The organism is Paenibacillus sp. RC21 (assembly GCF_044907935.1).
GTDB lineage: Bacteria > Bacillota > Bacilli > Paenibacillales > Paenibacillaceae > Paenibacillus > Paenibacillus terrae_A.
Genome location: NZ_JBIYCS010000002.1, coordinates 414,596 through 426,710, shown reverse-complemented (window position 1 = coordinate 426,710; position 12,115 = coordinate 414,596). Strand labels below are relative to the sequence as shown.

The following is a 12,115-nucleotide window of genomic DNA, read 5'->3' as shown; positions in this document are numbered from 1 at the left end:
GTGTTTTTATATAATCAAGGTGCAGTGTTAACAAGCTATACACTGACTATAGAGATTTTGAATTGCATCTTGTAATTTCTCCTTCTTGGTATGCTTTTTTCTATATATTCACTAAGAACAGCAATTCAGATCTTATCCAGGAGACATCTAATGAAAAACAATAATCCATTTATTTTTGAGCCCCCTCTTCAGGAAGGGATAATTCGCAAGCGTAGAAATCGTTTTATCATGGAAGTAGAGATTAATGGAATCATTTATGATTGCCATTGCCCTACTACTGGACGAATCGGTAATATTGTTATTCGAGATATTGCTTGTTTGTTGTCTCATAGCACTGATCTAAAACGAAAAACACCCTATACTGTTGAAGCTATATCACTTGACCACCTTAACTCAGAACAGAAAAATTGGATCGGTATTAACCAAAATGCAGCTAATCGTTATGTAGAGCATTATATAGTCACCGACCAGTTATCAGACATGGTTAAAAACGGAACTACATTGAAACGAGAGCAGAAACTCGGAAATTCAAAGTTAGATTTCCTAGTGAATAACACCTATATTGAGGTTAAAACCCCTCTTCAGCAATTGCAGATCGAAATTCCCGCTCATATTACTGAACAAAAAGGGAGCGACTTTAATTCTCATGAGCGATTCATCAAGCATATTAGTGAGTTGGCTGGAAGTTTAGAAGCCAATGAACGAGCGATTTTATTAACCTGTTTAGTGTATAATAACGAAGGCTTTCGACCTGCCATGAAAAATAAAAATAGTCATTATATTAAAGAATCTATATATGCTTCAATCCAGCAAGGAATCGAAATATGGCAAATCAATTTTAAAATCACTTCCACTGGAGTTGACCTGGTTAATTATTATGAAATGACTGAGAATTTCACTGGCTAAGGAGGAAGACCATAAGTTGAATAAAACAGAACGCCTGTTAGCCATTGTGTTAGAATTGCAATGCAGTCGTGTATTAAAAGCTGAAGAGCTGGCAGCGCGGGTAGAAACCAGTGTACGAACAATCTATCGTGATATCCAGGCTCTTAGCGAAGCGGGTATTCCAATTGTAGGTCTGCCGGGATCAGGTTATTCCTTAATGGAGGGATACTTTCTGCCTCCCATTAGTTTTACGATGGAAGAGGCTTTAACATTATTAATTGGTTCTGATTTTATAGAACACCATTTTGATAGCAACCTTAGCAAAAATGCTCGTTCTTCTCGTGCTAAAATAGAAACAATCTTACCTCAAAAAGTAAGAGAAGAGGCTGGTCGGAATTACAGTAACATCCGACTTTTACCTCCTGAAGAACCAGCAGCAGGAGAACCTACAAGAAATGATCTGGCGATTATACGTATCGCTATGCTTGATGGAAAAAAAGTTAGATTTAAATACCGTAAAGGCGTAAAAGAGTCGAATGGCTATAGTGAAACCATCCGGACCGTGGCACCCTTCGGACTAGTATTGCTACAAGGCATGTGGATGTTGCTCGCCAGATGTGATTTGCGTGAAGATATCCGCCACTTTAAAATCTCCCGAATTAGTGATCTTGTTATTACAGATGAACCTTTTCAGCTTCCAGAGGATTTCAATCTGCATGAATATAGACGGAAAGATGATCGTCATATTCATATCCGTGCATTGTTTAAAGCAGAACTTGCAGGTAAGGTTCAAGAAACAAATAATTATTATATGGAAGATGCCGAGCTATGTCCGGACGGATATGTGGTGAATTTCCGTGTTCGTCAACCGGAAGAATTATTGTCCTGGATTCTCAACTGGGGGTCTGATGTAATTGTTCTCGAACCGGAATCCTTTCGGGATCAGGTCCACAAAGAAATTCAAAAGATGCTAGAGCGCTACTGACACACTATCGTCAGTAGCATTTTTGTATAGTTTAATCTAAGCGCATATATTTTTATGGGTTGCCAAGTTAGACAGTTTACTTACTGAAAGGAAGACACCAACATGTCCACTATTTTATTTCTCACTGCACATTCAGGATTCTCCTCTCATTCCTGCGTTCTATCGGTTGGTCAGCAATTGGCGGATTCTTATCGTGCAACTTATCCGCAACATAAAATTATTCATTTTGATCTGTATGATTTACAGGTGCCGGAAATAAATTCTGAAACCATTAAAGAGGGATTGCAAACTGTGTTCCAGAAGACCACGCAAGAGCAGAGCGACCTGATCCCCTGCCTGATGTGAATGTGGTGAAAGAATCGAGTCGATATCCGACTGTGTAACTTTTTGAGATAGCAGGTCTTCTTGTTGAACCTCCGAAGTAGTTCTATAATTAAGCCATGAGCCAAATACCGCTGCTCCCAAGGTAGAACCCAGACTCCTTAAAAACGTTGATAGTGCAATTGACGATCCTCTTAGTTTAAATCCAACTGCAGACTGCGCAATAACAGTAAAGACAGTAACACAAAAACCAAAACCTATACCATACAGCAGCGTACACAGCGGTAAAAACCAGGACGGTGAGCTACTATTCAAAAAAACGCCAGAGTGACAGCGCCAAAAACGATAAAACTTGAACCAATAATACATGTAATCCGGGGGCCGAGAGAAAACATGATTCTTCCACTAACGATTGAACTAATAAACCAGCCTATAGTCATTGGTAATAGTGCCACTCCAGCGGAAGATGCATTACCCCCGTAGACACCTTGAATCCATAGTGGTAAATAACTAGTCAATCCTATAATCAATGAACTTACCAGAAAGCCGGCTATACATGAAATCATGATATCACGAATACGAAACAGTTTTAGCGGAACGACTGGTTCCTTTGCCTGCTTTTCAATCCTTTGCCCCTCTCTTCTGCTTTATAGATATCTCCTACAATTGTAAAAGTAACCGGAACTACACTTCCTGCTCCTATCCCCTGAATTATCCGATATATAATTAGCGACTCCATTGAATGGGCAAACATACACCAAAAAGAACCAAGAGAAAAAAGGATGCTGCCAATCACAAAGACTGGTTTTCTTCCGTATAAATCACTTAACTTACCAAAAATCGGTGTTGATATCGTTGTGGCAAGTAAAATACCAGTTAAAATATATCCTCGCTGTTATTCCTAAATCTCTCCACCTTTTTTATTTCCACCTTCGTTTTGATTGCTTGTGTGCATGAATTCGTGCACAAAAAAAGGTACAGGTGGCCCAATTTCGGATCGCCTGTACCACAGCTGAAATAGAATGAGTTTTGCTAATATGGAAGAACTTTCTATTTCATCAGTTTATGGTTTGAAAATTCATTTGTCAAACTAAAAAATAAATATTTGAACACTAAAAACACTACTGCCATACAGTTGTCAGTAGTGTTTTTGTATAGTTTAGATACCTGCTGATCAAATCAGGAATGTCTCAATAATCACTGGATAAACCAACTTCATAAACATGCCTGAACCAATTTTATTTCAGTTTAACTCAAGTAGCGCAATCCATACAAAAGGAGAGTAACTATGTCTTATGAAAATATCGTTACGGTAGCAAATATTAATTTCCATGCAGAATGGGGAAATAAAACTGGGAATTTAGCTCGAATTAAAGAATATATTCAATCTGCTGCTGAACAGGGTGCTAAAATTATTCTTTTCCCGGAAATGGCACTTACCGGGTATAACATTGAGAAAGATTCCACAGCAATGCAAATTGAAAATGCGGAAACAATACCAGGTCCAGCAGCCAACGAGCTGGCTTTACTTGCTCAAAAACATAATGCATATATTATAGTGGGTATGCCAGAACGCGATGCTATAGATTCTTCTATACTTTACAATACAGCACTCGTTGTTGGCCCAGGAGGCATTGTAGGTGCTTACCGAAAAATTCATCCTGTTGGTCATGAGCTGTTGTGGGCCACAAAAGGAAACGATCCTTTGTTATTTGATACACCATGGGGACCTGTAGGTATTGGTATATGTTTCGATACCTATACATTCCCCGAAGTGGTAAGGTATTATGCCGCTCTTGGCTCTAGGTTGTATCTTAATCCGACGGCATCTGCTATAGGCTGGGAAGACAGTTATTTTACTCAACTCAAAGCACGTGTAATTGAAAATGCATTATTTATAATGAGTTCCAATCTGGTAGGATACGATTGTAATTTATCTTTTTCAGGTGAGAGTCTCATTATTGGTCCTTCGTCATCTATCTTAAGTACAGCTTATTATGCTAAACCAGCCGGATCCAGAGAAGAATTACAAGTCGCAACGCTGAATCTGTCACTCGTTGATAAATCACGTCAAATGCTAACTTTGTTTGGAGCCAATCCACTTACAGGTTCTCCAGATTGGCGACCAGAAATCTATGAAAAATGGTTGTTTAATATCCGCCAAAACTTTAATTTTTCTGCGTCTGCACCTTCATCTGTTGATATATTTTAGAGCCATCAGTCAATAAGGTAAATCATATTTTAATTTTGTTACTTTGAGGAGGATATACTAATATGAGCACACAAAAAGATACATTATTAGTCACGGGAGCAAGCGGGCATCTAGGCCGTACAGCTATAGAATGGCTGCTTGACCATTATGAAGGATCAATTATTGCATTAACACGTCACCCTGAGAAACTTTCGGATCTAGTTACGCAAGGATTAGAGGTCCGTCAAGCAGATTTTAACTATCTAGAGCAGTTAAAAGAATCCTTTGCTGGAGTACAACGGTTACTTCTTATTAGTACCGACGCTCTGGCAGTACCTGGTCAACGATTGAAACAGCATCAGGATGCGATACAGATAGCAGCCCAGAAAGGAGTAAAGCACATTGTCTATACTTCATTTCTGAATCCTGTGCCTGGCACAGCTAATACTACTGCTTCTGACCACTATGGAACGGAACAAGCCTTACACCAAAGTGGTCTCGCTTATACTATACTTCGTAATAATTTGTATGCTGATAATTTACTACCTTCTCTAGTACATGCAGTTAAAACTGGTCAATATATCAACGCTATAGACGAAGGCAAAGTTGCTTACGTCACTCGTAATGATTGTGCAATTGCAGCGGCAGCGGCAGTGGCATTAGCTTTTGCGAAACAGGACAAACGCACCTTGAATATTACCGGTCCAACAGCACTCTCCAGCTCCGATATAGCAGACATTTTAAATAAAATCACAGGTAAGAGCATTACGTACAACCTAATAAACATAAAACAAGTAGAAGGTATGTATGAAGCGTTTGGAGCGCCTCCGAAAGTGGCACAGGGATTAGCTTCTTTTGATACTGCAGCTGCTAAAGGAGAATATGAACAGGTTTCTCCAGCATTTGCAGAACTCACAGGGCAGGACCCTGTAAACTTAGAACAGTTCTTGGTTGAGCTCCAACCTGTTCTAATGAAGGGCTAACTCATTACATTTCATTGCAGTTAGTTCAGGCATTTTACGCCTCCTTTTTAAAATATTTTAAAGTTGTAAAATAAACAGGAAGCAGCAGCTTCTATTTTATATGGAGCTGCTCTTATCTATCGATAAATACATATATATCGATTAACCACCTTATGAACAAGAATTTATAAAATTAAGTCTTGGTAAAGAGGATCCGGAATTATTTTGGCAGCCTGTCCTATGGCAAAAAGCTTCGGAGTGTCTACAGCAAAACGGCTCGGTGAAGCTCTCAAGAAGTGTCCTGAGCTTGTGATTTGCCCGTCCCCATATGAAATATTATATCGATGCCAAGCAGGATAGTCTCCACTTCCGCAGACTGAACATAATCCCGGGGCAGGGTCATTATATGACCGATCGATTTTGGGGGTGTATCCAATGTTTCCGGCTTGACGGGACTGTGATCCAGAGTATCAGCAAAAAAGTGTGCATATTAATATTTGTGCATAATTGTTTCTATATGTACTACATTGTAAAGATTTAATTGTGATTTTACTTTATATTACAATGTACATAATTAACATCTATAAATATTGGTGAAATGTTGTATTATTTGATAAGTAATTAGAAAATGAGTCTAATAATTTTTTAAAAGTGAGGTATGGGATATAATACCTTGGGAGGGGGGGACCAGTGACTGAAACTATCAATGTTGTTCCAGTTAAGGATGGTTCTATGCATTTTATGATAAGGTAAGATGGGGATAGCTTATGTTGAGTTCTTCTAGAACAATGTTTTTAGGTGACTTCCATATTCAAGAATCTAAATATAATCTGTTATTTTTTTGTTGTACTTAATGCAGTCCAAACGAAGAGAACATTTCTTTGTAATAAAAGATACTGGAGAAGCCACCCATCTTTAAAATAGGAGGAGAAATAATGATAAAACGGCTTGATCATCTCGTTTTAACTGTTAGAAAAATTGAAGAATCCGTACATTTTTATACCCATGTTTTGGGTATGAAGGAGGAAACGTTCGGTTTAAATCGTAAAGCATTGCGTTTTGGCGATCAAAAAATAAATTTACATGAAGCTGGAAAAGAATTCGAACCCAAAGCCCAAAACCCGGTGTCCGGGTCTGCTGATTTGTGTTTCATTACCGATAAAAACATCGAAGAGATTGTGAATCATCTAGACACCATTGGAGTGAATATTGAGGAGGGACCCGTAACCAGAACAGGCGCGCTAGGTCCTATTGTATCCGTTTATATTAGAGATCCGGATCAAAATCTTATTGAAATATCTCAGTATTTAGTGTGATTTTACATGTTGTGACCAAACCGCACCCTATTTCCCACAAGTTATAGTGAGTTCTATTCACTTCAATTCCAAAATATCAGGTCGTAGTAACTGGTTCATTAAAGAGGAGACAGGTTTCCCATGCTTTTAATTTTATTTGCGTATCAGATGCATCCCAAATACGGTTAATCCTAGCATCCAATAGAGATGAATTTTATAATCAGCCCGCTGCTCTAATCTTTTCATCTTGTTCCCAGTTGTAAAATTTCCCTAAGAAAATTTGGCTATAATAAAATTTTTAAAACTCCCAGCAGCGGGCGGTAAATATCTCTCAATCCTCCATGCTAATCCTATGGATCGGTGGCATTCTGGGGCATTTAGGCGGACTTGGACAACCTTATGGGTGTCCAGTCCCTGTAAGTCTGGAAGCAACGATACGCCAAGGCCTGAGCCCACCAGTCCCGCAACGGTTGCGACCTCTTCGCCTTCAAAGGTGATGTGAGGTTGGATTCCGTGTTCTTGAAACATCAGATCCGTGGTTTGACGGAGAGCGTATCCTTTTTTAACAAAATAAGGGATTCATTAGCTAATTCGTTCAAACCAATGAAATGAGCTTGGAGATTGATCGGCTTAATGCTGGCTGGGAAAGGTTCAGTACCTCTGAAGCTCGCGTAACATGCTGTATGTCAGCCAAGACCTGAAAATATTTTAATTGTTGAATTTCCATACGTGTCCTCCTGAATTCATTTCACATTATTCATTACTGAAATGCATCGAAAGCATACTTATCATAAATTATACTTCTGTCATCGTTGATGATACCATAAGATTATCAGGTTGAGTCGATATGATGTGGAGGGTTTACAATGCACTATCTTAACGCCGTAATTCTGATAAGTCTAGCTGGATCGCGACTGAACTTATCACTAGACCAGAGAGTCCTTTCCACAATATTGGCAGCATAATAGGTAAACGCACTCGCGGACGTCACATTACTCTCCAAAATCTGTATCGAACTACTCAATTGTTATTTAAGGAACAAAAGTTAATAGGGACGAGCAACGAAGAGAGATACCAAGTTGCATTAAACTATTATCGATCAATTAAAGATACATTCTCCAAGGAATGGATTGACTACGGGGAGTACCGTATCACTCATATTGTTTGTCTAGATGCTCTTTCTATTGCGGGGTCCAAGCTTCTAACAATGTGCATAAATGAGCGTGATAGAATCGATTATAATATGATGCATAAGAGAGTAAAGAAGCTCAGTACAATGAATTGGTCATCTGACGGTCCTTTAAAATATGTAAAAGGTGTGAGTGGATCTAAATCTTTAGCAGCAGATTTAATCGATATGATGCTTTTGGCGTAATTGTTTTTATATCCCTAAACATCTTAGATAGACTTAAGCTCTTTATTAGTAATATATTTTTTATAAAAGGCAGGATGCTTAGCACATGATATAAGTAACAAAAATAGTGGAGATAGCTCTTTAATTGCTGTCTCCACTATTTTTTTAATTCCAGTATTTACTTTGTATATAGAACGTATGTTTGGTATATAATTGACTTGTGAATGTATGTTCTTATTCATTTGCTTTTTGGAGGTGCAACATGATTAAAAAAGATAAGAGAACAATTTTTTTAGCAGATTGTCAAAGTTTTTACGCTAGCGTGGAAAAAGCTTCTCACCCAGAATATAGAAATAAACCACTTGTGGTAGCTGGCGATCCTTCACGTAGGTCGGGAATCATTTTAGCGGCGTGCCCCATTGCAAAAAGTTTTGGTGTAACTACAGCAGAGCGTCTGGGAGAAGCTGTGAAAAAGTGTCCTAAACTTGTTATCGTACGACCACGGATGAAATACTATATTGATGTTTCTTTAGCAATCACGAATATATACAAGGAGTATACTGATCTTGTAGAAGTGTTTAGTATTGATGAACAGTTCTTGGATATTTCTGGTAGTGTAAGAACGTTTGGTGATTCATTAGTTATTGCAAAAGACATTCAGCAAAATGTTCTTTTACAAACTGGAGTTTGGGTTCGAATAGGAAGCAGCTTCAATAAGATACTTGCAAAAATTGCAACTGACATTTGGGCCAAGAAGAACAAAAGCGGGATTTTCACACTATCCAGAGCAGAAGTTGAACATTTATTGTGGCCACAGCCGGTCAGCAAAATGTTTGGAGTGGGATCGCGGATGACAGCACATTTTGCACGGCTTGGCATAACAACTATTGGAGATATAGGCAGAATGACTTTGCCAGAACTTAAGACGAAACTCCGCAGTCATTTTGGAAAACAGTCGGACATCCAGGCTGAGATTATGTGGAGAACTGCTAACGGTTTGGACGATAGTCCTGTTATCCCATCTACGCTCGATTCCCCGCAAAAGTCGATAAGCCATGCAATGACCCTGCCCAAGGATTATTCGAACAAGAATGAGATTGAAACGATTTTGCTTGAACTCACCGAAGAGGTTTGTCGAGACAGCCGTCGTAAAGGGTATATGGGTTCTGTTGTGACTGTCAGTTGTATATGCAGTCCATATGAAGCCCCTACTGGATTTTCCAGGCAAATGAAGCTTACTGACCCGACTAACAATACGAATAAAGTGTACGATGCAGCAAAAAAAATATTTTATAATTTTTGGAATGGCATGCCGATACGACGCCTAGGTGTCACTTTAAGTGAACTGGTTGACGATCAAACATATCAACTCTCCTTCTTTGAAGATCAGGAGCGTACACGTTCCCTGGAAAAAGCAACAGATAGCATTAAAGAACGCTATGGTAGTGCAGCTATTGTAAGAGCTTCCTCTTTGACCAACGCCGGTCAGGCGCTGGAAAGGTCCCTAAAAATCGGGGGGCATTATAAATAAACAGTTCGCAGATAAGGAAAATAAAACTAATCATCTAGCACTATGCATTTAGAATGCTCCTTTAAGATAGTACCATAAATCAATAATACAAAAATAATTATGCTTTCCATTGCTAAAGGAATATAATGTATAAAGTATGTCAAATTTACGATGAGGGTGTAGAAAATAAATGAAAAGAACACTGCGTAATCTTTCCCAACATCTTAGTCGAAGCTTTACTAGTGCAAGAAAAAAATTATCAAGAGTATCTTTATTTGAATGATATGCCTGTTAGCAAGAAGAAAGAAGACAAATTCCAATTTGATCAGTTTCATGCTCACTATACCGACCATCCAGTTGTCACAGGAGCAGACGGACTTCATTCTGGAGCGGTTGAAGCGAGGTTCGCTGGACCTCGGCTACGTTTATCTGCTTGTAAAGGACGAAGACATAGAGATTGTAGCTCGTATACTTCGCCTTATTGCGTGGTTGTTGGAGAAATCTCGTATTCGATCTCATCCTGAATATTCATACCGAGCTTTGTTCGGTGCGTATCTGGAAGCTGTGAAATAGATCTTTGCACGCAGTGGATGCCTCAATCCGAATTCTCCCCACTTCTTCGGACAAGAACTTGTTCTCCTTTGCCGTAAAGGACATACACATGATCCTTTTACAGATCGGATACCTCATTCACTAAATGGGTGGATGGACAGAGGCAGAAAATGATAGAAGCATATTTCAAGATATTCTGAAAAGTCATTTCGAATTTAAAAAATTGCTTGATTATTGAACAAAAAATTTGTTATAGAGGAACGATGGCTCTATTAGATCGTATTCTAGTTACTGTAGTTAAGATTCTAGATGCATATAGAAAAAAGGAAGCTCTTTATATAATTAAATTTATCCTGTACTACTTTGAAAAAGCTCAATAAACCTTTGAGTTGCTGAAGAAAGGGGCAAATCTTTTTTGATAGCAATACTTAGAAACCTTTTAGGTATGGTTTCTTGGATTGGTACTTTGAATAGCTGTTGTTGATCCAAATCGCTGCGAACAAAATCCTCGATTACACATGATATGCCCAAACCTTTTTTAGCAAACTCAATTAACAGTTCCATGGTACTCAGCTCTACTTTAGGTATTACTTTTAAGCCATATGAAGTGAAAAAGTTGTCAATGTACTTTCTTGTATTAAGTCCTTTCTGCATTAGAATGATCGGGTAATTTACTACTAGTTCTTTTAAGAATATTGGTTTATCACATATTTCTTTAAATCTCTCACCTACTACAAAACAATCTTGTATTTCTATTTTTCCAATCACCGTCAGAGAATCTCTGCTTCCGTTCAGATTGATGATTCCTATGTCAACTTCGCCTGACTCTAGCTGCTTAATTGTAGAATGAGTAGATTGATCTTTGATATAAATCTCGATATTAGGGTAAGCCAAGGAGAATCTTTCTAGGTATTGCATCAAGAAGTTACTACAAGCTGTTGTGCTTACGGCTATTCTTAGTTGGCCAGCATCTAAATTCCTTAATTCCGAAAATTTTCTTTCAGCCGCCTGTAATAACTCATAGCTTTGTTCTACATATTGAAATAATACCTCTCCTTCTACAGTAAGGGACACTCCTTGTGCTCTTCTATGAAACAACTGTCCACCTAGCTTATTTTCAAGTAATTTTATGGACTGACTAACTGCCGATTGTGATGTAAACAGTTCTTTTGCCGCATTAGACATACTTCCAGCTTTTACTGTGATATAGAAGATCTTATAGAGCTCATAATTAATATCCATATAAGTAATTAGTATACCTCCTATATTTATTATTAATTTTACTTATTATACTGCGTGAATTATACTCGGGTTGTCAATGATTAATCGATAAATTGAGAAGGTGATCAATCTAGTATTCCCATATTTAAGATAAATTATTGAATCATCTGTAGGGGATATTCAATCTTCAGAATTTGAGAGGGGATAATACTGAATGTTTCTGATTTCTATTCCATTGCTCTCTAAATAGTAGGTGGGATTACTTTTGCAATGGACACACTTGAAACCGTTCTTTTGGTATTTTCTCGTGGTTCTAAAATCGGATAAACGATTTAATGAAGCACTTCGTTCAATTTCCGATTGGCTAATCGATCAAAGCAAGAGAAAGGGGAACATACGTGGCTATCGTATTCATAATTTTCGCATTATTGGCAGGAATGGCCTTACCTACGCAATTTAGTGTTAATGCGCAGCTAAGGACGGTGGTGGGATCACCTATTGTTGCTTCGGCCATTTCTTTTACAGTAGGTGCCATCTCATTAATAATCATATCTTTTTTTGTAAAAGGATCGTTGTTCAAAAAAGAATGGTTTGAAGCTCCCTGGTGGATGTGGACAGGAGGACTACTGGGTGCTTTCTATGTATTGGCGACAACCATTCTCATGCCCAGAATAGGAGTAGCAGCTACGGTTGGATACGTTTTAGCTGGACAAATAATCGTGTCGGTGATCATTGATCATTTTGGATTAATTGGTGCTAGTATGCACACTTTGAATATTCCTCGATTATTGGGAGCTCTTTTGGTTATTGCAGGAGTCTTTATCGTACAAAAATTTTAA

The 12,115-nt window shown here is 38.3% G+C and carries 15 protein-coding genes and 1 pseudogene; 11 read left to right on the top strand and 5 right to left on the bottom strand.

Annotated elements, in window-relative coordinates; translation table 11 throughout:
• Positions 1–150: 150 nt before the first annotated feature.
• The 3 genes from ABIA61_RS07245 to ABIA61_RS07235 all read left to right on the top strand — a co-directional run bounded on the left by ABIA61_RS07245 (position 151) and on the right by ABIA61_RS07235 (position 2,215).
• Complete coding sequence (locus ABIA61_RS07245) at positions 151–906, top strand: DNA/RNA nuclease SfsA (protein ID WP_404518848.1); 756 nt, start codon at positions 151–153, stop codon at positions 904–906.
• A 16-nt stretch (positions 907–922) separates the two neighbouring features.
• Positions 923–1,870, top strand: coding sequence for a helix-turn-helix transcriptional regulator (locus ABIA61_RS07240; RefSeq protein ID WP_404518849.1), 948 nt, complete (start codon positions 923–925; stop codon positions 1,868–1,870).
• Positions 1,871–1,972: 102 nt separating this feature from the next.
• Positions 1,973–2,215, top strand: coding sequence for an NADPH-dependent FMN reductase family protein (locus tag ABIA61_RS07235; RefSeq protein ID WP_283652373.1), 243 nt, complete (start codon positions 1,973–1,975; stop codon positions 2,213–2,215).
• Between the two features lie 287 nt (positions 2,216–2,502).
• Here ABIA61_RS07235 and ABIA61_RS07230 read toward each other — a convergent pair whose 3' ends face one another.
• Both ABIA61_RS07230 and ABIA61_RS07225 read right to left on the bottom strand, forming a co-directional pair.
• Entirely contained in the window at positions 2,503–2,769 is a 267-nt protein-coding gene (locus ABIA61_RS07230; protein WP_349361962.1) for an MFS transporter, read from the bottom strand.
• 11 nt (positions 2,770–2,780) lie between these two features.
• Complete coding sequence (locus ABIA61_RS07225; protein WP_283656290.1) at positions 2,781–3,032, bottom strand: MFS transporter; 252 nt, start codon at positions 3,030–3,032, stop codon at positions 2,781–2,783.
• A 447-nt stretch (positions 3,033–3,479) separates the two neighbouring features.
• Between ABIA61_RS07225 and ABIA61_RS07220 the strand changes: the two genes are divergently transcribed.
• From ABIA61_RS07220 to ABIA61_RS07205, 4 genes and pseudogenes are all read left to right on the top strand, one after another.
• Positions 3,480–4,403, top strand: a complete 924-nt coding sequence (locus tag ABIA61_RS07220; protein ID WP_283652371.1) for a carbon-nitrogen hydrolase family protein — start codon at positions 3,480–3,482, stop codon at positions 4,401–4,403.
• A gap of 62 nt (positions 4,404–4,465) precedes the next feature.
• Positions 4,466–5,365 carry an NmrA family NAD(P)-binding protein gene (locus ABIA61_RS07215; protein ID WP_404580525.1) on the top strand — a complete coding sequence of 300 codons (900 nt, stop codon included), beginning with the start codon at positions 4,466–4,468 and terminating at the stop codon, positions 5,363–5,365.
• Positions 5,366–5,551: 186 nt separating this feature from the next.
• Positions 5,552–5,690, top strand: a pseudogene (locus ABIA61_RS07210) (Y-family DNA polymerase); the annotation flags it as partial.
• A 589-nt stretch (positions 5,691–6,279) separates the two neighbouring features.
• The gene (locus ABIA61_RS07205) at positions 6,280–6,660 is read left to right on the top strand and encodes a VOC family protein (RefSeq protein ID WP_044647313.1); all 381 of its coding nucleotides are present in this window, start codon (positions 6,280–6,282) and stop codon (positions 6,658–6,660) included.
• Between the two features lie 249 nt (positions 6,661–6,909).
• On the opposite strand, the gene ABIA61_RS07200 is transcribed toward ABIA61_RS07205, so the two are convergent.
• Together ABIA61_RS07200 and ABIA61_RS07195 are read right to left on the bottom strand one after the other, a co-directional pair.
• The gene (locus ABIA61_RS07200; RefSeq protein WP_404518851.1) at positions 6,910–7,167 is read right to left on the bottom strand and encodes a LysR substrate-binding domain-containing protein; all 258 of its coding nucleotides are present in this window, start codon (positions 7,165–7,167) and stop codon (positions 6,910–6,912) included.
• A 67-nt stretch (positions 7,168–7,234) separates the two neighbouring features.
• Positions 7,235–7,366: a LysR family transcriptional regulator gene (locus ABIA61_RS07195; RefSeq protein ID WP_283652367.1), complete on the bottom strand. Its 132-nt coding sequence runs from the start codon at positions 7,364–7,366 to the stop codon at positions 7,235–7,237.
• Positions 7,367–7,663: 297 nt separating this feature from the next.
• On the opposite strand from ABIA61_RS07195, the gene ABIA61_RS07190 reads away from it, so the two are divergent.
• The 3 genes from ABIA61_RS07190 to ABIA61_RS07180 all read left to right on the top strand — a co-directional run bounded on the left by ABIA61_RS07190 (position 7,664) and on the right by ABIA61_RS07180 (position 10,076).
• A complete protein-coding gene (locus ABIA61_RS07190) occupies positions 7,664–8,014 on the top strand; it encodes a hypothetical protein (RefSeq protein WP_404529616.1) in 351 nt (116 codons plus the stop codon).
• A 241-nt stretch (positions 8,015–8,255) separates the two neighbouring features.
• Positions 8,256–9,524, top strand: a complete 1,269-nt coding sequence (locus ABIA61_RS07185; protein WP_404518853.1) for a DNA polymerase IV — start codon at positions 8,256–8,258, stop codon at positions 9,522–9,524.
• A 312-nt stretch (positions 9,525–9,836) separates the two neighbouring features.
• Complete coding sequence (locus ABIA61_RS07180) at positions 9,837–10,076, top strand: hypothetical protein (protein WP_404529615.1); 240 nt, start codon at positions 9,837–9,839, stop codon at positions 10,074–10,076.
• 327 nt (positions 10,077–10,403) lie between these two features.
• Here the strand turns inward: ABIA61_RS07180 and ABIA61_RS07175 are convergent, their stop codons facing one another.
• Complete coding sequence (locus ABIA61_RS07175; protein ID WP_283652364.1) at positions 10,404–11,297, bottom strand: LysR family transcriptional regulator; 894 nt, start codon at positions 11,295–11,297, stop codon at positions 10,404–10,406.
• 377 nt (positions 11,298–11,674) lie between these two features.
• Here ABIA61_RS07175 and ABIA61_RS07170 point away from each other — a divergent pair, with 377 nt between their 5' ends.
• Complete coding sequence (locus ABIA61_RS07170; RefSeq protein ID WP_283652363.1) at positions 11,675–12,115, top strand: DMT family transporter; 441 nt, start codon at positions 11,675–11,677, stop codon at positions 12,113–12,115.